This window comes from Vallitalea maricola, from assembly GCF_036985595.1.
Taxonomy (GTDB): domain Bacteria; phylum Bacillota; class Clostridia; order Lachnospirales; family Vallitaleaceae; genus Vallitalea; species Vallitalea maricola.
In genome coordinates, this window is sequence record NZ_BTPU01000020.1 from 58217 (window position 1) to 84750 (window position 26534).

General features: G+C 31.5%; 19 protein-coding genes. 16 read left to right on the forward strand and 3 right to left on the reverse strand.

All coding sequences use genetic code 11. The features are described from left to right. The first annotated feature begins 6 nt into the window (after positions 1-6). The 5 genes from AACQ14_RS06735 to AACQ14_RS06755 all read left to right on the forward strand — a co-directional run bounded on the left by AACQ14_RS06735 (position 7) and on the right by AACQ14_RS06755 (position 17088). A complete protein-coding gene (locus AACQ14_RS06735) occupies positions 7-13395 on the forward strand; it encodes a Tc toxin subunit A-related protein (RefSeq protein ID WP_339362810.1) in 13389 nt (4462 codons plus the stop codon). A gap of 71 nt (positions 13396-13466) precedes the next feature. Beyond that, on the forward strand, positions 13467-15134 hold the full coding sequence (locus tag AACQ14_RS06740) for a T3SS effector HopA1 family protein (RefSeq protein WP_339362811.1): 1668 nt from the start codon (positions 13467-13469) through the stop codon (positions 15132-15134). A 25-nt stretch (positions 15135-15159) separates the two neighbouring features. Continuing rightward, a complete protein-coding gene (locus AACQ14_RS06745) occupies positions 15160-15471 on the forward strand; it encodes a phage holin family protein (protein WP_339362812.1) in 312 nt (103 codons plus the stop codon). 22 nt (positions 15472-15493) lie between these two features. Further along, positions 15494-16108, forward strand: a complete 615-nt coding sequence (locus tag AACQ14_RS06750; RefSeq protein WP_339362813.1) for a peptidoglycan recognition protein family protein — start codon at positions 15494-15496, stop codon at positions 16106-16108. Positions 16109-16554: 446 nt separating this feature from the next. Next, positions 16555-17088: a hypothetical protein gene (locus tag AACQ14_RS06755; protein ID WP_339362814.1), complete on the forward strand. Its 534-nt coding sequence runs from the start codon at positions 16555-16557 to the stop codon at positions 17086-17088. Positions 17089-17162: 74 nt separating this feature from the next. Here the strand turns inward: AACQ14_RS06755 and AACQ14_RS06760 are convergent, their stop codons facing one another. From AACQ14_RS06760 to AACQ14_RS06770, 3 genes are all read right to left on the reverse strand, one after another. Beyond that, complete coding sequence (locus AACQ14_RS06760) at positions 17163-17486, reverse strand: hypothetical protein (protein ID WP_339362815.1); 324 nt, start codon at positions 17484-17486, stop codon at positions 17163-17165. Between the two features lie 4 nt (positions 17487-17490). Beyond that, positions 17491-17691: a helix-turn-helix transcriptional regulator gene (locus AACQ14_RS06765; protein WP_339362816.1), complete on the reverse strand. Its 201-nt coding sequence runs from the start codon at positions 17689-17691 to the stop codon at positions 17491-17493. Between the two features lie 151 nt (positions 17692-17842). Continuing rightward, positions 17843-18748 carry an AraC family transcriptional regulator gene (locus AACQ14_RS06770; protein WP_339362817.1) on the reverse strand — a complete coding sequence of 302 codons (906 nt, stop codon included), beginning with the start codon at positions 18746-18748 and terminating at the stop codon, positions 17843-17845. Between the two features lie 159 nt (positions 18749-18907). Between AACQ14_RS06770 and AACQ14_RS06775 the strand changes: the two genes are divergently transcribed. From AACQ14_RS06775 to AACQ14_RS06825, 11 genes are all read left to right on the forward strand, one after another. Further along, entirely contained in the window at positions 18908-19585 is a 678-nt protein-coding gene (locus AACQ14_RS06775) for a YczE/YyaS/YitT family protein (RefSeq protein ID WP_339362818.1), read from the forward strand. 67 nt (positions 19586-19652) lie between these two features. After that, on the forward strand, positions 19653-19922 hold the full coding sequence (locus AACQ14_RS06780; protein ID WP_339362876.1) for an HAD family hydrolase: 270 nt from the start codon (positions 19653-19655) through the stop codon (positions 19920-19922). A gap of 21 nt (positions 19923-19943) precedes the next feature. Continuing rightward, a complete protein-coding gene (locus AACQ14_RS06785; protein ID WP_339362819.1) occupies positions 19944-20129 on the forward strand; it encodes an HAD family hydrolase in 186 nt (61 codons plus the stop codon). 290 nt (positions 20130-20419) lie between these two features. Further along, entirely contained in the window at positions 20420-20674 is a 255-nt protein-coding gene (locus tag AACQ14_RS06790; RefSeq protein ID WP_339362820.1) for a hypothetical protein, read from the forward strand. Between the two features lie 104 nt (positions 20675-20778). Beyond that, positions 20779-21006, forward strand: a complete 228-nt coding sequence (locus tag AACQ14_RS06795) for a hypothetical protein (protein ID WP_339362821.1) — start codon at positions 20779-20781, stop codon at positions 21004-21006. Positions 21007-21084: 78 nt separating this feature from the next. Next, positions 21085-21282 carry a hypothetical protein gene (locus AACQ14_RS06800; RefSeq protein WP_339362822.1) on the forward strand — a complete coding sequence of 66 codons (198 nt, stop codon included), beginning with the start codon at positions 21085-21087 and terminating at the stop codon, positions 21280-21282. A gap of 9 nt (positions 21283-21291) precedes the next feature. Further along, complete coding sequence (locus AACQ14_RS06805; protein ID WP_339362823.1) at positions 21292-22239, forward strand: ATP-grasp domain-containing protein; 948 nt, start codon at positions 21292-21294, stop codon at positions 22237-22239. A 44-nt stretch (positions 22240-22283) separates the two neighbouring features. Continuing rightward, complete coding sequence (locus AACQ14_RS06810; RefSeq protein ID WP_339362824.1) at positions 22284-23729, forward strand: ATP-grasp domain-containing protein; 1446 nt, start codon at positions 22284-22286, stop codon at positions 23727-23729. Between the two features lie 245 nt (positions 23730-23974). Then, positions 23975-24799 carry a MerR family transcriptional regulator gene (locus AACQ14_RS06815; RefSeq protein WP_339362825.1) on the forward strand — a complete coding sequence of 275 codons (825 nt, stop codon included), beginning with the start codon at positions 23975-23977 and terminating at the stop codon, positions 24797-24799. Positions 24800-24873: 74 nt separating this feature from the next. Beyond that, the gene (locus AACQ14_RS06820) at positions 24874-25857 is read left to right on the forward strand and encodes a serine hydrolase domain-containing protein (protein WP_339362826.1); all 984 of its coding nucleotides are present in this window, start codon (positions 24874-24876) and stop codon (positions 25855-25857) included. A gap of 135 nt (positions 25858-25992) precedes the next feature. Next, the gene (locus tag AACQ14_RS06825; protein WP_339362827.1) at positions 25993-26520 is read left to right on the forward strand and encodes a hypothetical protein; all 528 of its coding nucleotides are present in this window, start codon (positions 25993-25995) and stop codon (positions 26518-26520) included. The last annotated feature ends 14 nt before the right edge of the window (positions 26521-26534 follow it).

A 26534-nucleotide genomic window follows, 5' to 3' on the forward strand; every position in this document is an offset into this window, starting at 1 on the left:
AAAAAAATGAGTCAAGATAACAATACTGATTTTTCAAGTTATGAAAAAATCTTTGGTGAGATAGATTTCAGAGAAGGCGATGATGCCAGATCTGTTCTATCACCAGCAGCTTATTTAGCTGATTTACTACAATTATATGAAGATGAATTTGATGAAGAAGCCGATAGCAGCTTATGGAATATGAGAAGAGAAGATATTCTTCATATACTTCTAGACGAAGAGAATACTTTTACTATGGTTCCTTATCTAGATATTGTCAATGAAATATTGGAAGGAAGAGTAGAAGGAGAGACCTATGAGGTATTAAAAGGAGCTAAACATCCAATTAATCTTCCATTCAATCTAGAACATGAGAAGATAAAAAACTATTTAGCACATATGGAAATTACACAAGAGCAATTATATAAACTCTTCTCTATAGATAGTAATGAGGAATTACGTAATAAGAGCAATAATATTATTGCAAGAGAATATTTAGGACTATCAGAGGAAGCTTATAATCATATCTGTAACAATACAACTGAGTTAGTATCACTCTATGGTATTACTCAGGGAGATATTGACGAAGAAGCAGATGACTTAGAAGGAGACAATATAGATAACCTCTTAAAAGAAGATATTAATACTCTACTTACTAATGTAAAGAGGTTCATGAGAAAGACTAAGATTACATTTAAAGAGTTACTAGAATTACTATATGGAAATCTTAGTGACAATGAGTCAGAATATGCAGGAAGCTTCTACTTGAATAATAATTTATCAGGGTATGCTGTATTAGATGAGGAACAAGAAAAAATTATAGGTATTGAAAATAATGATGATATGCAAATATGGTTTAGACGTGCATATCTTTTTATTTATCTAGCTAAGAAGACACAAGTATCATTTGTAGAATTAGATATGATTATTAGGAGTTGTTGCAATAATATACTTGATAAAGAAGCTATTCTACATATGGCATATATTCTAAAATTACATAAAGATTATGAGTTGCCCATTGATATGACATGTGGACTACTTGTATCCATGAACACTCTAGGAACAGGTAATGAAGAGCAGCCTATTGATTTATTTAATAGAATATACAATGGTGATATTACTGCCATTGATAAAAATTACATCCAAGTGACAGATACTCTTCATCCTGAGTACGAGAACAGTGAATATACTAGAATCGTACCAGTTAATGAAGATGATCTCATGAGTGATGATAATATAGATTTTAGAGAAAGATTGTGTAAAGCCCTTAAGATGACAGAGGAAGATGTGGCAGCTTTTATAACATGTTTCACTGATAGATCAGGGATTGAAGGCTTAAAAGTAACCAAGGACATGTTATTAACTAATTTAACCCTTCTCTATAGGGTAGCTGCAGTAACAGAGTTCCTTGATATATCAGTAAAGGAACTATGCTATATATTAGACGTCATAACTGATGACCCTATTATTAGAGTTCATAATGTTTTTGACAGGTTAGTTGCTTATAATCCTAGTATCAGGGACTGTTACACAATCTTTTCAAGTAACGATGTAACAAATAATATTTGGCTTATACAACTCATAGTATCTATTACTAAATGGATGCAGGAAAACGATTTTACGGGTGAAGAATTACGTCAGATAACATTACGTTTTCAAGCTATTGAAGAGGATGAGCTAGAGGATGACGAAGAAACAGAAGAAATAAAAGCTCTGAAAGAAGAGAAGAAAGCTAAGATTGAGTTCTTGAATAATCTTTATACTCAGTTCAAAGCCCTACTATTTGACCCACAAGTATTAACAACTGATGATCGTGATGATAGAACTTCAAGAGCTATTTATCGTTATATTATAGGGCGCGATAATAAAGTTGTTTCTCATAAAAATAAAGGTATTCTTCTTTGCAGTAAAGATAAGGATATAGAGAGAGTTTCTGAAGTTGTATATGAAGCTATTAATCATTTGGATCATCTAGGTATAGAAGATTTTACTAATACTGGTTTAGAAGAGAAAATTCTTAATAAATTAAAAAATAATTTAGTTTATAGAGGTTATATTAATACTAAAGGTGATATCAATGAAAAAACTTTCCCAGATAATGTAGAACATTTCCAGATCACTACGGATTTCAGAATAATGAAAGATGATGTTTTTGACATAATAGCTAATATCTATGAAGAAGTTTTAAGTGAAGAGGAATCTAGTGAAGATGTATTAATGTCATTATATCCATCTGATTTTGAGGAGTTAAATTTATCAGAAGGTGAGCAGCAGGAACTATATGATAATCTATTATTCAACAATTATATAGATGAAGATAGTAATGTGATTGATCCTGAGTTCTTTGGATTTGTGGAGAACAAGGTATTATTTATGGTTAATGCTGATATAGCAGATTATGCTAAAGAAGTACATCAAGTTATTAAAGACAATATGCAGAAGTTTACAGATAAGGATATTGTTCTTGATAGTACTATCTTTTCACATTTACCTATAAGCGAACTTGATACAGAAAAGCTTATGACTAATCTACTATTCAACGATTATATAGATGATGAGCATGTTATTAGGGATAAAGAAGAATTGCTCAATACATCTATTGAGGATTTTAATTTAGCTATTGCTTATTATCCTTATCGTTTTGAAATACTGGATACTATTAAAAAACATATTATAGAGGTGAAAGACTATTTTTATAATGTGGACGATACTATGCTTAGAGAGGTATCAGGTTATATTGTAGCATCAGATATATACAAAAATTTAGAAGGAAGATACTTAAGAAATGGAAAGATGACTTTAGAAGGTTATAATTTCTTCAGTCAGAACTTCAACATTGACAGTTTCGAGCTTGGCGATTATTTCACTAATATCCATGAAGAAATCATTTTCAATCATATGAGTAAAATAGTAGAGGTAATTGACAGATACAGAGTTAAGCCTGCTACTTTAGAAGAATTAGGATTGAATGAGATGGAACGAGAAGAGCTTGTGGAAATGTTGGAAACCTGTGAGTATACCTATGACTATAAGCTTAATAGAGAAGAGATAGATTATTTCTTAAATGTGAATAATGCTCTTGTATTTAAAATAGAAAGATTTGATGATTACAATAAGGATATCTTCTTCTTATTACATGATATAGCTAAGGAGATGAAACAGGAGATTGATGATATTAGTCAGATTCTTATAGATCAGGCAATAATGCAGGAAGAGACATTACTTACTGCTTTACAAGATGTATATGGTATTGGAGCCGATGAGATCAGTGTTGTTATGAATAATATCATTGGAACCCATAATAGCTTAGTGGAACAATTTATGGGTCCTGTAATAGAAGCCGTCAATGTGAATGATAAGCTTATGTTAGAACCTAAGAGCACAAGATTTAACAACCTCTATCGTAGAGCGAAACAGATTGCTATATTGATAGGAAAATTAGGTCTTACCACAGATCAGATAGAAGTAGCTTTTCATGACCAACAATTAACAGAGAAGTTTCCAGAGCATTTAATTTTACCAGAGGGTATTGAAACATTTGATGTCATCTTAGAAGGGGTAGGTTCTATAATATATCTCTTTACTAAAGATAATTATTACGCATATTCTGCTGATGATTATACCTATGTAAGAGATATGGCTACTACAGTTAAGGTTATAGAGGAAAAGGATGAAGAGGATGAGATATATCAAGGTTTAACAGATATAGATAGATTCTATTATGAGTATAGTGAGCAAGGGGTGAACCCATTCTGTGTTGATGCTGCTTTTGTAGATTCATCAGGCACGATTCACATCATATCAGGAACTAACTACTATTGTAAAACTACCAATTCTGACCTATGGGAAATTAAAGAGAGACAATGGGGAAAAGTAGAAAATAACTTTTCTGATATTGACAAGATTGATGGAGCTTACGTAGATGAAGAAGGAAAAACTTATTTATTTTCAAAAGGTCAATATATTAGATATATATCCCATGTGAATATTAATGACCAGATTCAATATATGGATGAAGGCTATCCAAAAGATATTAATAAAAATTGGAAGGAAGAGTTTGGTAAAGAAATTCATCCGTTTTTCCATAAGTCTATAGATGCTTCAATGGTGGGAATAGACCATAAAAGATATTTATTCAAGGATGATGTATATGTATCTTCAGATGACTATGTACATCCAAAAATGATTTTAGACCGTTTTGGACATGTTAAAAATAATTTCAATAGAATGAGACATATTGATGCAGCTTTCACTATTGAAGATAAGTACTATTTATTTGCTGGTGACCAAGTTATATGCTATAGGAATAATATAGAAAATAATAGAGTCTATGTAGAAGAAGGTTATCCTCTTACTATTGACACATGGATGCCAGAATTACCTTATAATTTTAAGAAGAGAATAGATGCAGCTATTAACACAGACGATTGCATTTGCCTATTATCAGATGGTAAATCCATTAATATAACCTGTGATGACAAAGGATTCCATGTATTAGGAAGCGAGGAAGAAACATCTAAACAGTGGGGTATTGTTAAGAATAATATAATTGAAAATAGTAAAGTAGATGCAGCATTTGTAGGATTAGATGGTAAGGCTTATGTGTTTAGTGGAGATCAGTATTATCGCTATTCAGGTGAAGATTATAAGGTTGTTGATTCTGGTTATCCAAGATTTATAGAATCTGATTGGAATTCACTATTAGAGGTAACTGCGGCATTTGTACTAGATGGCAAAACCTATTTATGTGGTATGACAGATGATGAGTCCATGAAGTATGTTAGATATTCTACTAATAATTATACCGTAGTGGATGAAGGCTATCCAAAGACTTTAGATGATAACTGGTGGAATCTACCTTTTGCTTTAACGAAGACTGATACACCAGATAGATATTTTGATACTATTGATGCTGTTTTTACTGACAAACAAGGACGTACTTATTTATTCTCTAGTAACAGATATATTTATTTTGATAATCAACATAGATGGTGGTCAGAACCTGCCTTGATGTCAGATACTTGGGGAGATATGCCATTTGAATATGTTGATGCAGCTTTTACAGGCAAGGATGGAAAAGTATATATCTTCTCTAATGAACATTACATAAGTTATAAGACTAATGATTATTCAAAAATAGATAGTAATGTACCTAGTAGAATAATGGACTTTTGGGGTAGTGTAATAAATAATATTAAAGATACAGGCATAGTGGATGCTTCTATGACAGTAAGAATACCTGATAATGATGAACTTAAAGAGCGTATTTATGTATTCTCAGGTAATCAATATTATAGATATACTTTACCTTTTAATATGAACAGATATGTAGATGAAGGTTATCCTAAAAACATAGCTAAAGAACTATCTGAAGAACCAGGGTTTGAAAATCTGGATATAGACTTCTCTAATGGAATAGATAGTGCTATGGCTAATGGTAGGAATATGTACTTCTTCAAAGATGGTACTTGCACTATACTTGTAGAATCTGTATCACAAGTTTTGGATAAAACATATTCACTTATGGATGATGAAATACCTACATGTGTATTTACTCATGAAGGAAACATCTATATGCGTACTCAAAAGGATGGTAACTATAAACGCTGCAATGATTTAGAAAGTTTGGCTGGTATAAAGCTAACTGATATTTTACCACCATTGCTTAGACCATTAGATGAAGATGGCGACGGCAAGCTTATAGAGGATAATAGGAAAATATCTTCCATTCTTGAGGGAACAGATGGGAACACATATGCTTTCTTTGATTTTAATAATGAAGATTCAGAAGATGATACAGGTAATATAGAAGAGGATAATATGTATCATACATGTTACAACTTCTTATCCAAGCAAGAATATAGCATAGCAGAAGAATGGGGATATGTAGATAATAATATTATCAAGAATAATCATGTTGATGCTGGATTAGTTGGCGTTGATGGTAATACCTATTTATTTAGTGGGGATCAATACGTTATGTATAATCATGAGTCATCAAAAGAATATGCTTATATTGATAAAGTACCAAAACTCATAGAAGAACATTTTGGACTAAGAAATGTGAATATCGCTTATGTCATAGAGGATAAAACTTTCCTATTAGAAAAACCAGATGAACAAGGAAGATTTAGATATGTTCAGTATTCAGGTAAGGATTATAGCAAAACTGATACAGGATTCCCTAAAACTGCTGATGAACATTGGTGGAACATACCTATACAGTTTGTTATAGAAGGATTTGATCAAGTTGATGCAGTATATGTAGAAGATGATAACATCTATTTGATTCATGGGGATAAACAGCTGCAGTATAATTATGTAGAGGGAATATGGTCTTATCCAAAAAACATAAATAAGATGTGGAAGAATATACCCCTAGAGAAGATTACTACTCTGTTTAAAGGTATAGATGATGCTATCTATTTCTTTGATGAAGACAAATATTCTAAATTAGTAGATGGAGCCTTTGTCAATATAAACATAGACCCAGTGGAAGGTGAGAACAGACGGACAGATACATATGTAGAAAGTCTTAACAAGGTCTTTGGTAAGGTAGATAATAATATTGTTGAACTTAATAGAATAGATGCTTCTTTTGTAGATTCACATGGTATTACTTATTTATTCTGCGGGGATCAATATGTACGTTATTCATCAAGTGATTATAGATATATTGACTTCGGTTATCCAAAGAAAATCTATGAAAACCTACGTTTCGAGAAAGGTTTTGAGAATCTGGATCATAAGATTGGTAAGACAGATGAGAATTATAATAAAGAAGTTATTATAAAAGCAATAATAGCTAATCGAGGCACTATCTACATCTTTATAGAAGATAAATGTATAGCTTTGGCACAAGGAGAAATTCGAGAGATGCCAATAAGTCACTTAGGAAGAATCAGAAATAATCTGCTGGAAGAAGAAAAAATAGATGCTGCCTTTGGAGATGAAAATAGAACATTTATTTTCTGTGGGGACCAATATATTCGTTACTCACAAAAAACATACGAATACGTAGATGAGGGTTATCCAAAATCCATTACAGCTATAGTTGACGAGAATTTGGGTATAGATGCAGCTACATTCCAAGGAATATTTACTTATGATTTGGATGCAGCTCTATACAAAGATGAAAGATTATATCTCTTCAAGGGGGACAAGTACTATTATGATAATCAGATAGCAGAAATAGCTACAGCTTGGGGTAAGATTAAGAATACCTTTAACCCAGATGAACATCTAGATGATATGGTTGAAATAGATGCTGCGTTCTTAGATAGAGAGGGTAAACTATTTGTTTTCAGGGATAATCAGTATATTCGTTACAGTAACTTGGATAATGAATATGTAGATGAAGGCTATCCTAGAGATATCTGCAATAACTGGGGTAACATGCCGATTAATTTTGAAGAATCCATTGATGGCGCATTCATATTTGATAATAAAACTTATATGATAAAAGGACAACATTATATACGCTACTCAGACCCTGCTTATAAAAAGATGGATATTATATATCCTCAAGTAATAACTAACAGATGGGGAGAATATGCAGATTATCTATTAGCTGATATTAAGATTATCACTGATTATGAGTATATGGACCATATGTATATAGGAGATAATTATACCCTTACAGATTTTTTACATCCACAGAAGCATATTATAGAAGAATCCTATGAAGTATTAAGTAATATATTTAAGTGGGATGCAGAAGAAATAAAATGGCTCAAGAAAAAACACGCTTTTTTATTTAGTGGGTCACCTTATGAAGTAAATCTTAACATAGAAATACTTATAAAGATGCTGTCTGTCTTCAAAGTAACACAAGATATAGAGACTACACCATCTAAGCTTTATAGATACGTATGGTCATATATCTATGGAGACAATAAAGATTTAGATGAGGCAGCTGGGTATCTGTACAAACAATTAGGACTAATGAATAGTCAGAAGGATTGGGCGATACTAAAAGAACAGATCCAAGACGAAGAAAATATTATGAAACGAGATGCATTAGTACCTTATCTCACATATGTAGAAAATGATGTAAGCAATAGCAGAGAATTGTATGAGAAGCTGTTAATTGATGTGGATATGGATAGCTGTGCTAGAACATCTAGAATCAAAGAAGCTTTAGCTTGTATGCAATTATATTTCCATAGATACTTTATGGACTTAGAAAAACCAGCACTAGAGAATTTTGAAGATATGGATATAGTAAAAGATAAGCTGAAGTCCTATTGGGAGTGGATGAAGAATTATCGTGTTTGGGAAGCTAACCGTAAGGTATTTCTATATCCTGAAAACTATATTCGCCCTGAGCTTAGAGATACTAAGACAGAACAGTTCAAGACTCTTGAAGATGAAGTTATGCAAGGAGAACTGACAGATACATTGGTTGAACAGGCTTATAAGAATTATTTGGATTCCTATGATGACGTATCTAGATTAACTGTTGCAGGTGGTTATCGCTATAACGATGATTCTACTAATGATGATAGAATCATTATTTTTGGACGCACAAAAACAGAACCAACAAAATACTATTATCGTACTGCTATATTTATTGATGGGGATACAGAGACTGTTCAATGGGATTCATGGATAGATACTGAACTTCAAATTGATTCTCAAAAGGTATACCCAGTATATGCCTTTGGTAAAACATTTGTTTTCTGGCCACAAGTAGAACTGGATAACAAAGAAAAAGAGAGTCAAAACGCAACAGCCAGTGAAAGTGACGGAAAATATAATTTTAACAAAACCCAGAAAAATAATAAAGTCATAAAGATTAATTTTTCATACCTTAACTTAAATGGTAAGTGGGTTATACCTCAGACACTAGATCAAGAGATTAAGATATCAGAATTAGTAACTAAGTCCACTACAGAGGTTAAGAGTCCTGTAGGTGTAGAACTGTTTGTAAAGAAATCACACAAATTAGATTCAGATACTCATGATAATATTGTAATCAACTGTAGTTATAGTCTTCTTGACAAGGATTTACTGAATTATAATATTTTCAAATCATTTGATACAGGATATGAACGAAAGAATAAGACCTTCCTATTAACACCAGAACTATATACTGTAGTAAGCAATAACAATCCAGCTTATGAAAATATGGGACAATCAGTATTTAAAACCTTATTTGAGGAAAATATTGCTATGGAAAATGCCGTTGCTTTTAACATAGGAAAAGCACCTTGGTTTGCCTTTGATCATAAGGGTGGTAGTTTCTTATGTAAGCCATCAATGCATAATCTGGATGAAAATGAATGGCCTAAGACTATAGATTATTCGAATCTCGGTGAAGATGTAACACATATTGATGCATCTTTCCAAGTAGATGGTACTACCTATCTTATAGTTGGTGAAAGCTACTTTGCTTTTGATGGAGACTTTATGGATGAAAAAGGAAATATACTTGATAATTATGTTACAGGCCCTAACTATGAAAGATGGGGACACGCAGATCCTAATGAAGAAAGTGTAAAAGTTAAAGCTGCATTTACCATTAATAATTATACGTATATCATTAAAAATGATAATTATTTACGTTTTGAAAATGGTGAGTTCAGTCAGACACCAGTTAATTATCCAAAGAGTATTGATTTCTTGGAAACGGATATAAAATCTGTCCTTGGTAATCAAGAATTCTATGTTAATTTAAATGAGATTAACATTGATTCAGCTTTTATGAAAGATGGTATTCTTTATGTTATTGATGGAAAAGAAATTATAGTTGTTAATAGTGACTTAACAGCAGAAGAATTATTGACACATGAATTTGTAAGACATCTAAAGACAGGTACAGCAATAGGGGCTGTCTCTTTATCAGATAGTGGTGTAATGGTATATAAACGAAACGATATGGTTGATTATAACTTCTACTTCTGTGAATATAACCTAAATACCAATAACTGGGATTCACATGGATTGCTTATTAGGGACCAAGATAATAATCCAGTAGATATTGATGCTAGCTTTAGATATAACAATGATCTATATTTGATTAAAGGTAATGAGGTCATGCTGCTTAATGATGCACCTACAACAGATGTTAGTTGGGTAACTACACAAACTATTGCTGTTAGTAGATTCTGTGATATGAGTAGTGTAGAATCAGCCACTGTAGTAGATAATAAATATCTGTATATGTTTAGTACTGATTTATATATCCGTTATACACTAGTTAACGGTAAATTACCACAATACATGGATATAGGATATCCACAGCCTATAAGTCTAATACCTATACATGCTTCATTTACATTAGATTCAAAGAGTTATATCTTATATAAAGGCTATTATAAGAGATTAGCTATAGACAAAGGAGAAATTATCAATATTGATCCACTTGGTTATAAAAATATGGCTGGAAGTTTATTGAATATACCAAGTGAATTTTTAAACGGTATTGATGCAGGTGTTAATACAGGTAACTATTTGTATCTATTTAAAGATAATGCTTATGTTAAGTATGACATTAATAGTGATATTAGACCTTACGAAGTGGAAGATGTACCTTATGATATCATTAGGCTCACATCAAGTACTTCTCATAAGTTAAGTACTAAGTTATTCACAGAAGGTTTAGATGCTTTCTTAGACCTAAGCACCCAGCAAATAGGTGAATTACCTAAGTTTGATGCTAATATAAGTAATACTACTACTATTAAGATAAATAAAGATAGAATCAAGATATATCCAATATCAGAAACTCTTGATTTTGATAGTGCTAATAGTAGTTATTATTGGGAATTATTCTTCCATGTACCATTCTTTTTGGCCCAGACATTAAATACAGCGCAGTTGTTTGAAGAGGCTAAAAAGTGGTATGAATTTATATTTGATCCAACAGAGGCAGTTTGGTGGAAGTTCTTACCGTTTATAAATGCATCTACAGATGGTCTATATGGAATAGAAGATGATGATGATCAAACTCAAATTAAGAAATATCTAGAAGACCCATTTGACCCTCATGCCATAGCTGCTTTACGTATTATTGCTTATGAAAAGGCTTTGGTAATGAACTATATTGATAATATTATTGACTGGGGAGATTTACTCTTTGGACAATACACAAGAGAATCTATTAATGAGGCACGGATGCTGTATATTCTAGCTTATGATTTACTTGGTGAAAAACCAGAAGCCTTAGGGGAGAGAGTATTAACTGATGATGTAGATTATGAAACACTTACAAAAGAAGCTACTAATAATGAGGATAGATACGAATTCTTGTTAGACCTTGAGAATGCTAATAATCTTAGTCGCAATACTTTGATACACTTATTCTCTGGCGGTACAGTTAATGATAGTTTAGTTAATCCTTATTTCTTTATACCTGAGAATTGGAATTTCATTAATTATTGGAATACTGTTGAGGACAGATTGTATAAGATTAGACATTGTATGAATATTATGGGAATCAATCAACCGTTACCATTATTCCAGCCTCCTATTGACCCTATGGCTCTTGTACAGGCTGTAGCAGGTGGAATGAGTTTATCACAGGCAGTAGCTGTTAGTGATGGAAGTACTCCACACTACCGTTTTAGCTTCATGATAAATAAGGCTAACGAGTTAGCATCTAAGGTTAGCCAATTCGGTAATGACCTATTAGCTACCCTTGAGAAAAAGGATTCTGAAGAGCTTAGTCTCCTACAGCAAAAGCAGGAGAATACTATCTTGACTATGACTCGCAAGATTAAAGAAGATCAGCTGCAAGAGGCTATAGAAAATACAAAATCATTAGAGGAAAGCCTAAAGAACACTGAGGACACTATTAAACATTATAAGGATTTAATAAATACAGGTTTCATACCAGCAGAGATAGCTCAGATGAGTCTTATGTCTATTGGTGCTGCATTCATGACAACAGCTTCTATTGCCAAATTTGTTAATATGGGTATTTCACTCATTCCTAAGGCTATAATAGGAACGTTCACTTATGCAGAAGTTAATACAGATGGATTACTAGAAAATTTCTCAGAAGCTACAGAAACCTCTGGTGAAAGCATTAATATGCTAGGTGAGATTGTAGGTATGAAAGCTAATCTGGAACGTATGAAAGAAGATTGGCAATTACAGCTCAAGATGGCTAAAAGCGAAAAGATACAATTACAGCATCAGATTAATGGCTCTAAATTATCAGAACGTATAGCTCAGACAGAGATTGATATTTTAGAAGAAGAAATTAGACAAAACGATTCAGTTAATAGATTTATGAAGAACAAATTTACGAATAAAGAGTTATATAACTGGATGGCAGGTAAATTATCTACACTGTATTTCAAGACTTACAAGCTTGCACATAAAATGGCCAAATCTGCTCAAAAAGCATTCCAATATGAGAGAGGTATGAAGGAAAGAGAAGTAAATTATATCTCATCCATGTACTGGGATAGCTTAAGAAAAGGTCTTTTAGCAGGAGAGAGTTTGGGCTATGATTTAGACACAATGGAACAGGCATATATAGAGAGTAATAGTCGTGACCTGGAGATAGCCAAACCTATATCTCTACTAGAACTTGACCCATTTGCACTAGTTAGTCTTAAGGAAAAAGGAGTTTGTGAGTTTAATTTAACAGAAGCTCTATTTGATTATGATTTCCAAGGACATTATGGCAGACAAGTAAAGACCATATCAGTTGTATTTGATATGGGAGAAGGTAAAGCACCTGTTAATGCTACTTTGACACAGTTAAGCCATAAGACTATTATTGAACCAGATGTAAAAGCCGTTAAGTACATGATTGACCCTAAAGATGTTCAGCCTACTTCTATTCGCTCAGATTGGAGAGCTAATCAGCAGATTGTCTTATCACCAAGAGGTGAGTATGAAGAGAATAACGGATTATTCGAGCTTCGCTATGATGATGAACGTTATTTACCATTTGAAGGCACTGGTGCAGTATCAAGATGGCGACTAGAACTTAATGGGAAAAAGGGAGCATATAATCCTAAGGACTTAAAAGATGTCATTATTAACCTTAAGTATACAGCAAAACAAGGTGGACAAAGTTTTGGGGATGCTGTTAGAGGTATGTTAAAGCCATATAATGCTTTGCATTTTATAGATATGGCAGAAACATTTGGTGATAATTGGACTGATTTCCTACAAAGTAATGATGAGCTAGCTGTGACAATAACTAGAGATATGTTACCTAATATGGCAGGAAGCAAGATTGATGGTATCTACATGATAGGTGACCTTTATGAAGAAGGTAAATTAGGAATGATACTTGATAGTGGCAAAACATATAACCTAGAAAGTGGCAATTATGTAGAGACAAGCGGTTTAAGTATCAGTAGTAGAGGTTCACAGTGGAGCTTTACTCTAAAAGGAGATAAGTACAATGTTAAGAATGTAGGACTTATTATAGGATATAAGGCTTCCGTATAATAGTTACTAATAAGAGAGAAAACTATTAAGTTTTTTCTCTTATTTTTTCATATAAAAAGGAGAGTGAAATTATGCCAAACGAAGTATTTGATAGTTTATTAAGTTGGTTAGAGCAATGGATGCAAGTGGTAGATGATAAATTTACTACAGAAGACGCTTATGCAAAGTATGATTATAATCGTAAGATTAAGGATATATATAATCTATACAAGGTGAATGTACCTGAGTATGATGAACCTAAAACATTAACAGATAGTGAAAAAGAAGCTTTCAAAAATCAATTAGTAGCAGTTGAGGGTAAGTATAAAGGACTTAGAATGTATGGACAAAGTTCAAAAACTACAATTAAAAAAGCCCTTAGAGATAGGAAAAAAGATTTTGCTTATTTTATAAGAGATATAAGGAGTAAAAAAGTAGAACAAGGAAATTCAAGAACTACATTAAGTTTTGACCCTAAAAAATCCAAAGAGGCTTTTGAGTTATTGGCTAAGTATATGGAGGATATAAAAAGATCTCCTGAAGCATCATATATTAATGGCTTAAAAGTTCTAGGACCTAATTACCAAGGAGAAAGAACAGATAGTGCAATTATTTATTTAACTACTAGTGACAAGGAAATAATAGATAAGATTGTTAAAGAATTAGATGATAGATTCAAAAAAGCGGGTATAGAAATGTATGACCATGCACCTCTTGGAATGAAAAAATGGTCACCAGGATTTTCATTCTCACAACAGGGTCCTTTTAGCTCAAGTCATGGAATGGCTAGGTCAAAGATAATAAATGATGCCACAGATATTTTGGTCAAGGATGCTGATTCTGATTTAAGTCAAGAAGCTCTGAAAAAAGCGCTGCAAGAGTCATTGAAAATGAATGGCTATGATACAGATAAACCAGAATTTCTTGATATCATAAATTTTGTAGAGAATATTGAGACTACTGATACAGATACTGAGATCAGACGTGATATTCTAAAACGCTATATACTCAATAATAAAGATAAAGGAGTAACTAAAATAATTTCTGCTAATAAAGAAATGTTTAAAAATGAATTAAAGCAGTTGGATAAAAAATATAATGACGATAAGAAAAGTAACCCAGCTGAAGCTCCTTATTCTGTTAATGATCAGGTTCTTAGTTTAGATGAAGATTTTGGTGATGATGGAGATGAAATTGATGTAAATAGTACTGTAGTCGAAAAAGATATCACAGATGCAATGGTATACGGTAAGATTATGAGATTCAGAGATTTATTTGGTGCCAATAAAGAAGTAGAGGAGATACTGGAAAGTCATATAAGGAATAAATGCGAAGAGCTTGAAAAAGAAGATAGATTGTTTATATTAGCAATGGAAAAAGTTGCTTTGTCAGTAAAGATGGATCGAGCAGCTGATATATGGCCTAAAGAAGAATCAGACAAGACTATCAAAGCATTAAAAGAGCAGATAACTACCATAGAAAAGGAAGTAAAAGAAATTAATGATCGTATGGTTGTTATGAGAAGGGAAAAAGAAGCACTAGAAAAGAAGATTAAAAAAGTACGAGAAGACATAACTAAGCAACGACAACAACAAAGAATTCCTATACAAAAATCTGAGGATGATAAGAGTAAAGAGTCAGATGCTGCTGATAAGAAAAAGGATAGTGATTCAGCTAGTAATGTCAGTGACGCTAGTAGTTCTGATAGCGATAAGAAATCTAAGATACATAGACGCAGGAAAAGCAATATTAAGAAGTAAATTTTTATAATAGGAGGAGATTTTTATGAGTATGGAACAAGTATTACAAGTTATTCGTCCTGAATTATTAATAGTTGTGGTGGTATGTTATTGTCTAGGGTTATTCCTTAAGAATATTCCACATATTAAAGATTGGGTTATCCCATTTGTACTACTAATAAGTTCTATTATTATGTGTGTATTATATATTGGACTAGTAATAGAGAAAACATGGAGTTTTGATATTGTTTTCATTGGTATTATGCAAGGTATTTTATGTGCATCTGTATCGGTATTCGGTAATGAAATTTTAAAGCAGATTACATACAAAAGAGATATTGACAAACGAAGATCATAAGAACTACCATGGAGGTGATTCAATGAACATCATTGAAGATTTTATACCAAGTAATAGACCAAATAGACCAGGAGTTACAATAACACCTACTAGTATTACTGTACATAATACTGGAAATACTAACAAAGGTGCAGATGCAGCCATGCATGCATCGTATATTAAATCAACTAATGACAAAGTATCTTGGCATTATACAGTTGATGATTATAATGTAATTCAACATATACCTATAGATGAGATGGCATGGCATGCTGGATGTAGAAAAGGTAATGAAACTAGTATAGGAATTGAGATATGCATGAATCAAGGTATTAATATGGAAATGGCAGAAGAAAATGCACAACAGCTTATTGCTTACCTAATGGCAAAAACATCTATTACTGACATTAAGAAACATCAGGACTGGACAGGCAAGTACTGTCCAGCTGTACTCCTTAAGGAAGGAAGATGGGAACAATTTGTCCGGGGCTGTTTTTGTTTGTTTGAAGAAAAGAAAAACATTAAAAAAGAACATTGGGCTAAGATATATTATCAACTGCTTATTAACAGAGGAATGGTTATTTATGAAGAACGATTTGATGATCCAATTACTCGTGGAGAATTATTTGCTATATTATGTAGAATGTTAGAGTTATAACCATAAGGCACTATTTGTAATCATTACAAATAGTGCCTTTTTTTATTTTAATCTTAACATTTAATACCATTCAATTAAATAAATTGTTATCTTATTGTTATAATTATACATTAAAATAGAATTATAACAGCTCTGGTTAGTATAATATAGTCCTAATATGAATTGGTTGTAAGTCATTCATTGAATAAGAGTGTAAAAATTTAATGCTTATCTTATCCTGGTAGACAATTATCAACAAATAATGGACAAAAAAAGGACAGATAAGAGAATAAAACAATAAAAATAAATGTTATTATTAAGAAAATAATGTATATTCTAAATAAACTACATACATTGTAATTAAAATGTTAACTAAATAACTAATTATTAAACATGTACATGGCTCATAGGGGTTAATGAAGCATTAGTTTTTACAGCTTAAAAACAATATTTAGGGAGGTTGTAATTTGAAGTATATAAAATTAATCGAGGATCTACTCAAGAATTATGAGTACAATAAGGTAAGAGTGACATTTTTAAGGAATCAAATACAACGACTATCAAGTGAAGAGGAAAATGAATATATACGGTCTAAGATGCTTAAAGGGGGATATTCAGGTAAAGTGACACGTTTTGTGATTGAAAATGGTAAGGAGGTTGCTACATTAAATAATGTAGAAGCAACTGCAGATAACTATAAAGAAAAGATTGAAGAAGAATATAAAATGGTTCTTCGTGAAATAGAACAAGAAATAAAACAATTAAGCTATGATATAAGTATTATTGATGATTCTTTGGCATTAATAAAAGGAATAAATGAAAAATATTATATAATACTCAAGCAGAACTATGTTCATAAATGTCCTATGGAGATTGTTGCAGAAAGCATGCATATGAGTAGAAGTAGGTGTTATGAACTTAGAAAACAAGCAGTAGAGCTAATTGTAAAAATCGTATACGGTGAACGATTGTTATTACAACAAATAGCAGAAAATAAATAGATGGAAATTGATATACATCTTTTATAGCAGACAGTTGAAATAATAAAACTGTCTGCTATAAAGGAAATTACTCTCTACAGTTGTTTATCAAAATATTTTAATGAAAAAAATTCAATTGAATTTCTCAAACCGACGAATAATAAGCCGTAAGTTAAAGCTCTATCGAAGGTAAAGGTTATTTGAATATCCTTAAATAGTGTTACTGCTTCGCCCACAGCTAAAGATACTATCAAGATATAGTTTGAAAAATTTGCTGCATTGTTTGCTTTGTTCTGAATTAATTGCCAGCGTTCGTCTTTTCTGTATTCAATTTCCTTCTTAGCCTTCCACACATAAAGAAAAAGTGTAATGCTAAGACCAAAAATAAGAAAAAGTAATAGAATAGTTTGTTCATTCATCGATTTAACCCTCCTTGTGTTCAAAAACTTTATTGATTGAAACATTAAATACTTCTGCAATTTTGAAAGCTAATTCTAATGAAGGAGTATATTTATACTTCTCGATTGATATAACCGCTTGACGAGAAATACCTACCTTTTCAGCTAAATCAGCTTGTGTCCAATCACGTTCTGCTCTCAAAACCTTAATTCGATTCTGTACCAAGGTAATACCTCCTTAACAAAATGTAACTTGTTATTTACATTTATAATGTAACATAATGATTACATTTTGTCAATACATGTTAACTTAGTTATTGCTCAAAATATATTTTTTGTCTTGTGGTTAATACATACGTCTGAGTTAAATATGATTACTATTTTTTTAATATATGTAATTTTCTATAATCAGTTGGTGACATATTCATACGTTCATTAAATACCTTTGAAAAATAACTGGAACTGTTGAAACCAGTCATTTCAGCAATTTGAGTCATAGAGTAATTTGTCGTTAGTAGTAGTGAAAGGCTAACCGATATACGATATTTCATAAGATATTTTACTGGTGGTGTATGGATGATATTTTGAAAACATCTGGAACATTCTCTGGTACTGATACTAGCGAAATCAGCGATGTCTTTGATAGATAATGGTTCTGAATAATTATCATGAATAAACTGCATCATGCACTGAGTACGACTTTCCTGTAATGGGTTAATAGGCACGCTCTTTAAATTTTTGTACATTATATCATTTAGAATGAACCGCCAAATACGCGAAAGATTTTCACATATAATCAGCTCTTTACAAAAAAGTTCTTTATTAAAAGCAGAATAAATCTCTTTAATGGCTAAAATTATCTCATTTTTCCATGTGGAAGTATTGGAAAAAGTATAGGTTGCTAACTCTGTATTGTCAAAAATAAGTGTAGTCATTTGATGATAAAGTGAGGTTGCTTTACCACCAGTAAAAATAGATGGCGAAAAAAGAATTGTGATTAATTCACAGCCTTCACCCTCTGCTACTTCCATTGAATGCAAAATATTTGAATTAACAAAAGCTCCTTCGTTTTCATGGATGATATACTCCTGACTACCCAAAAGCATTCGTAGACAGCCTTTAGTAACCACAAAAATTTCTATTTCTTTATGCCAATGCCATGGTACACTACCTAGTGCATATTTTGCTATATCAGCAAAGAAAATTGCACAAGGGAAGTCTTCGGCAACATATTCTAATATTTCCATACCTTTTTCGTTAATAGGAATAATATCTCTCTGCATAGTTATATACCTCGGTTGTCTTAAATTTACAAAATATAGTCTTAAATATAATATAATATAATGCTTTTTGGCTATATAATTATAACATAGCAAATTAGTATCAACTATAGTTATAATGAATGATACTGATAAAAGATAATAAGAAAGGATTAATTTATTGTGATAAAAGATGTTTTCGGTAAAAGGTTAGGTATGGTTATATCGGGGATCATAGGGACTGCTATAGGATGTGGATTATTAAAATTCGCAGATTTAGGAATTGATCCTTTTAATGCACTAGTAACTGGAATGGCAAATCTAAGTCATATGCAGTATGGTATGATATGTATGATAGTGACAGGTGTATTTATGGTTGTTACATTGATTTTTGATAAATACTACATAGGTATTGCAACCATTTTCAGTCTTTTTTTATTCGGATATATGGTTGAGTATACATTGGTACTATTAAATATAATTTTGCCAAATACAAGTATGCTTATCCGAGTCATCACATTGATGTTGGGATTAATAATTATCAGCGCATCATCTTCTCTATATTTTACTGCCAATATGGGTGTTTCAACATATGATGCAATGTCTTTGATTGCAGCAGATAAATCACCGATTCCATTTCGTATATGCAGGATTATTTCAGATGTTATTTGCGTAATTATAGGATTCGTTTTTAATGCCACCATTGGGATTGGAACTATTATCACTGCATTTTTCCTTGGTCCTGCAATTGACTTCTTTAACAAAAGTCTAGCCAAACCGTTACTCTATGGGAAGTGTAGTTGTGAAACAACAAACCATTTGAATAAAGATATGAAACAGAACAGGAGGAGGATTATATGAAAACAGAAGGTATTATGCAGAGGTTTCATTTTCATTTTTTTTAAAGAACCAACTAAGTAAAGAAGAAATCAACCAACTAGCAGAAGAAAAAGAAGTTGTCTACAGACAATTATGCCTTTCAGATAAGCAACATTATCGATTGGCTGATGGTTTAGTTGAGTTTTTGGATTATTTAAAAAGGCAACAGATACCTTTTACTATTGCGACTGCCTCTGGTCTAAATAATCTTAAATTCTTCTTCGAAAATTTAGATTTGGGAAAATGGTTTAACATAGAACAAGTAGTTTATGACAACGGACTTATTCCAAGTAAACCTGAACCTGATATATATATATAAGCGTCTCAAAATATAGGTGTTTTGCCTGGTAATTGCATTGTATTTGAAGATGCTATGTCAGGTATTGAAGCTGCCCATAGAGCAGGAGTAAGTAACATTATAGGAGTTGCTTCTACATTATCCAAGGAACAGCTCCAGCAAATACCTGATATTTCTATGGTAATAGAAGATTACAAAGATGTAAAAAACTTGATTAATCTTATATAATAGATTACCTATTAGCACATGAATCAAACATATAAACTATAGTAAAAATTTTACTTGACTATTTTCAGAATAGGAGTATAATTAAACCAAAATTATTAACAAGTATTAAAAGAAGGAGTTGATTTTATCGAAAAACGCGAACAATATAATAGGACTATTTAGAGCATTACCACTATTTAGCTAATTGTTTAGCGCTTGAATATTTTGATGATACATTGTGTTGTTGAGTTTGAGTTCACCATAGGGGTGATGCTTTTTGTATGCATAAATTTATAATGTAACTAGGAGATATGGAACAAAGAATATTAAAAGGAGATAAAGTGATGATACATACGATTAAGAAAATATTAGGTGAATTTTCAGGGATGGATTATAAACTTGTTACAAATGATATGAATTTAAAAGATGATTTGTATCTTGATGATAGTGATTTAGATGATGTACTTAATGAGATTGAAGATCTCTTTGGATTTGAGTTTAATGAAAGGGACACAGAATTGATTTATGTTAGTGATTTAATTGCATTTGTTAAAACTGCAATATAATCATTTAAATTAGGTTTTGGTAAAAATTCTAGGATTATAGTGACGTGGTTAAAATGATGTTTATTGATGGTCATGGTGTAATCAAAAGATAAGAGGTGTTATGTATGGTGTTAGCTTATGTACAGAAAACAATAGCTGAAATAATTGGTGTAGAAAAGCCAAAAGAGATTGGTTTGGAATTTTCATTTGTTGAGGATAAGAGGATGAATGAAGATGAATTTTTTTCTATGCTAGAGGATCTTGAAGAAGAGATGCAGATAGATTTAGTTGATTATGCATGGAAGTTTGAGACTGTAAAACAACTGGTTGATTATATTAATAGACATAAATAGAGTTAATCTCTGCATATATCTTGAAAACAATATGAAAATGAAATAATAAGTTAAATCTAAAAGGAGATTAAATTAACAATGGAAAAAGAAAGGGAATTAAACTTTGATGAAATGATGATCATGAAAGAGAAAAGGCGTACTTCAAGATCAAAAGGTAAACGTACTTACGAAAAAACAAAGATTAGAAATAGTAGACAAAAGCAAAGAAACGTAAAAAACATTAACTATGATTTATCCTATAATGAAGATTATTATAATGAATTCGAAGAATATTAAGAGGTAGAAATGAAAGGTATATTACTTTATAAAGTAAAAGAAAGTGAGCTAAATATCACTCATTATGAAACAAGAAGGTTTTTGGAAGAAGCTGCAAACTTATGTATAGACCTAGATGTAATGAGTCCGGATCAATTTGAGTTATTTGTGAATAAAGAAGATGAATGTAGTATTTATGTAGATGGAGAACCTTTGGATTTACCTGATTTTGTTATTCCTAGGATGGGTTCAGGAACTACTTATTTTGCTTTAGCATTAATAAGACAGTTTGAAAGGCTGAATATACCATGTATTAATTCAAGTGTAGGTATAGAGACTGTTAAGGATAAGTTGTTTTCTCAACAAATCCTTGCTCAAAAGAAATTGCCTGTACCAAAAACAATGCTAATGAAATTTCCTGTAGATGTTGACTTTGTAACCAAGCAGTTTGAATATCCCCTCGTAGTAAAAACCTTATCTGGGTCACTAGGCAAAGGTGTGTTTTTGATGGAGAATCGAAAACAGCTTGAAGATTTATCTAGAATGATTGAGATTGCTAATCCAAATATGAATATTATCATTCAGGAAATGATAAAAGATAGCAAAGGGAAGGATTTAAGAGTATTCGTTGTTGGAGGACGTGTTGTAGGTTGTATGCTGAGAAAAGCTAAAAAAAATGACTTTAGAGCTAATTATTCAGCAGGTGGAACGGTTGAAAGCTATCCTTTATCACCGATTATTGAACGGATTGCTCTTGAAGCTTCAAAAATACTAGGTTTAGATATTGCTGGAGTTGATTTATTATTTGACGGAGAGAGTTTTAAAATATGTGAAGTGAATTCTTCTCCAATGTTTAAAGGCTTAGAGTCATGTACAGATGTAAATATCCCAAAAGTTATCTTTAAATATGCATACGATGAGCTGTATTTAACAGACCATGTTATATCAAAAAAATTAGAGGTTGTGGAGAAAATGTGACCATAAGGTTTGATGATTGTAGGTAATATTATGAAGGAGCCAATATGATTATAGAATTTGGAAAACCAGCAGTAAAGATTTTAGACAATACATTTAGTAGCGAACAACATTATTATAACAAGGTATTACATGCCCAAATGCATGAATTGGTTAAATTTTTCTTTAACATGGATAGAGAAAGAGTTGCTGAAAGATTTTGTCATTTGAATCCAAGTGTAGATAAAGAAAAGTTATTACTTTGGTTAAAATATAAGCCTAAGTATATGCAATGGTCAGGTACAGATTTGTTTAATGTAACGACAGAAAAAGGAGTAAAAAGGATGGTTGTACTTGAAACGAATTCATCACCATCTGGACAAAAGTCGATGCCCCTATTGAATGAAAATGAAGAGATGGGAGGCTACAAACGATTAATAGAACAATCTTTTTTACCTTTTGTTAGGTCTAGGCGCACGATACCTGGTGCTTTTGCGGTTGTATATGATAAGAATGAGATGGAAGCATCAGGTTATGCCATCACACTCGCCAATTTAGTCAATGAAGATGTTTATTTAGTACCATTTTTTAATAATGATCCAAACCCTAGTGTACGTTTCGAAAATGAGATTATGCAAGTTAGGGATGAATTAGGAGAATGGCATGATATAAAAGCAGCTTATCGTTATGTAACACAAAAACCATGGAATCGAATACCGGTAAAGACAAAAACATTAATTTATAATCCAATAATAGCATGCCTTGCTGGTGGACGTAACAAGAGAATGGCTTCGAAAGCTTATGAGCTTTTCAATTCAGAGCTGAAAGATGCTAATTTAAAAATAAGAAAACCTGAAACAATTAATGATGTAAAATTTAATGAAATTCCCCTATGGGTTGATAGATTTAATGGACATGCGGTTATTAAAAATCCATACTCTAATGCGGGACAAGGCGTGTATACAATTACTTCTGAAAGAGAACTGAAAAAGTTTATGGATGAAAGACATGACTATGATGATTTTATTGTACAAATGTTGATTGGTAATTATCATTGGTCAACCAATTCAACTGAAGGGAAGTATTATCATGTAGGGATGGTGCCTAATAAAAAAAATAATATTTATGTTGCTGACTTAAGATTTATGATTGCATCAACTGAAGACGGATTTGTACCAGTAGCTATGTATGCTAGAAGAGCAGAGAAGCCACTTACGCAGAATCTAATGTCTTCAGAAGATTCGTGGGAAATGTTAGGAACGAATCTATCAGTAAAGACTGCTGATGGATGGGATAGTGAAACAAGAAGATTAAAACTAATGGACACGAAGGATTTCAACCAGTTAGGTTTATCATTAGATAGTTTGGTGGAAGGTTTTATTCAATCCGTTTTATCAACAATTGCTATTGATAGAATGGCAGATCAATTAGTTGGAACCAAAAAAACAATGAAAAGAAAGCTATTTTCTGCAATAAATGGTGATCCAATACTTCTTAAAGAAATAATGAAATAAGTTTTAAATAGGGCAGGATTAGATTGTACCAATCGGATCCTGTTTTTTTGTTATATAAGTAAAAAATGTACATCACTTAGCACTGAGTATAAAAGCTTTGCAAAGAAAATAGAGGAGGAGTTAAAAAAATTGAATAACATGTTAATTGTATATAATGAAAAAGAAATTACTGACTTGACTTTACCCTTAGGGCAAGGTGTAAGATATAGGTAAACATATAGGATATGCTGAAAGGAGGATAATCTATGTTATCTATTGGAGAGTTTTCAAATATATGTAAAGTATCTACAAAGACGCTTCGTTATTATGCAGAAATAGGGCTTATTCTACCTGCTGAGATTAATACTGAAAATGGTTATAGATATTATTCTGTAGAGCAATTAGAAACCATGTTATTTATCAACCGCCTAAAATCATACAATTTTTCTTTGGAGGAAATTAAAACAATCATCAAAGCGGAAGAATTACTGGACGAAAAACTTTACTTGGCACTTACCAAAAAGAAAAAAGAAATTGAGAAACAAGTACTGGAATCTAAAAGAAGTCTAGACCAATTAAATAATGATATATCAAATTTGAAACAAGGCAAATCAATTATGTCATATCTGGAAAGTATTGATGTTCAACTTGTAGAAGTACCAAAGATGTATCTTCTATCTTATCGAAAAATGGTTCATGAATATGAATTTGCTGAAGAATATGGTAATAATTTTGCTAAATTATTTAAGAAAATACAAGACGACAAATTAACAATACTTGCTCCACCGATGGTACTTTTTCACAGTGCAGAATTTAGTCCATTTGGTTTAGATACTGAATTTGCTATTCCAATAAAAGAGTATGTTACAGGTACAAGAGATTTTCATCCGGGACTATGCTTAAAAACAGTGTTGTATGGTTCTTATTCAAACCTTTCTTCTATATATACTAAACAGCGTGAATGGGCAGAAAAGGAAGGATATGAATCTAACAATGCCCTTTATGAAGTATATGTAACCGACCCTTCTCAAGTTCAAAAAGAGAGTGAGCTTATAACTGAAATATATTATCCTGTAAAGAAGAAAGTGTGAAACTTTATATAGCATATGAAATAAGAAAAGATCAGTAAGCTAAAAAGACAGTAAATGATAAAGGAGAAAATTATATGAATCAAGAAAAAATAACAGAGTTGGAAAATAAAATAAATAATGATTATAGCAATATTACAGGTATGGTTGTATTGAAAAACGGTAAAACAGTATATGAAAATTACTTTAATGAATGTAATGATACTAGTCGAATTCATGTCTATTCAGTAACAAAAAGTATTATTTCCATATTGATAGGTATTGCAGTAGATAAAGGGTACATCAAAAGCATCAACCAGAAGGTATTAGATTTTTTTCCAGATTACATAGTTAAAAAAAGAGAAAAAACAATACAGAATATTACACTTAAGAATTTGCTGACAATGACAGCTCCGTATAAGTATAAGGCGGTTGTACCCTACATAAAGTATTTTACCAGTGATGATTGGGTAAAATTTACACTTGATTTATTAGGGGGTAGGGGACAGATAGGAGAATTTAAATACACTCCCCTCATAGGACCAGATATTTTATCAGGGATACTTGTAAAAGCAACTGGGCAATCTGTGTTAGATTTTGCAAGAGAAAATTTATTCTCACCACTAGGAATTACTGTTGAGAGTAATGTGATTTTTCATAGTAAAGAGGAACAAATGGAATTTAATAAATCAAAAAATATCAGCGGATGGGTTGCTGACGGCGCTGGAGTAAATGCAGGAGGATGGGGGCTTACGCTTTCTCCTATAGATATGGCAAAAATAGGTCAATTATACTTAGATGGTGGAATGTGGAATGAAAAACAGATTGTATCCACAAACTGGATAGACGAGAGTATAAAGGAACATAGCCGATGGGGAAAAATCAATCTTGCGTATGGATATTTATGGTGGATTATCGATGAAAAAGAACATTCCTGTGCAGCTATAGGAGACGGAGGAAATGTGATTTATTTTAATGCAAAGAAAAAAATAGTAGTTTCTATTGCTGCCTTTTTTAGGCAAAATGTAAAAGATAGGATAGAATTTATAAAGGAATATGTTGAACCAATATTTGAAAATTAATATTTTTAATTAATATATATAATTCTTGACTATTAAAAAGTGCTATAATATAAATTAGAATTATAGTTAGTTTATGTATATATTCTAAAATGATAATATTTTATGTGATGATGTGGTTTAAGGGGGTTTTAATGTTTGAGATTGGTTAAATATATTTTTAAAAATAAGATTTCATCTATTGTAATAATTATTCTAAGTGCATTGTTAATAATATTAAGCTCAAAATATTATAAGTTAAAAAGTTATGTTGATTCTAATATTGTAATTGAATCATGGGGTTTTGCAGTAAATAATTTTGGAATCATTGAGTTGTTAGAACAAGACAATATACAAGAAGATCGTGACAAAAAAATTCATAAGCTTTGTTTTGAAATGTATGATCAGTACAATGAAATATGTAGAGCATATGGAATGTCAGGTGTTTCAGGTGAAAAAAATACATTTGATAATAGATTAGTAGAAATACTGCATGATGATTTAAAGAACTTTAATTACTCAGAAATTGTAAAGATACACAAAATGATAGAGGAAGTATTGATAGAACATAAAGTATGCTATAAAGATTTAGAAAATTATATGAATACAAATGAAGTAGACTACAGTAGGTTGCTTGTTAAAGAATGGAAGGAAATAATAATTAAGTTGAATTCGTTAAGCTTCTAAAGATGGTATTAATT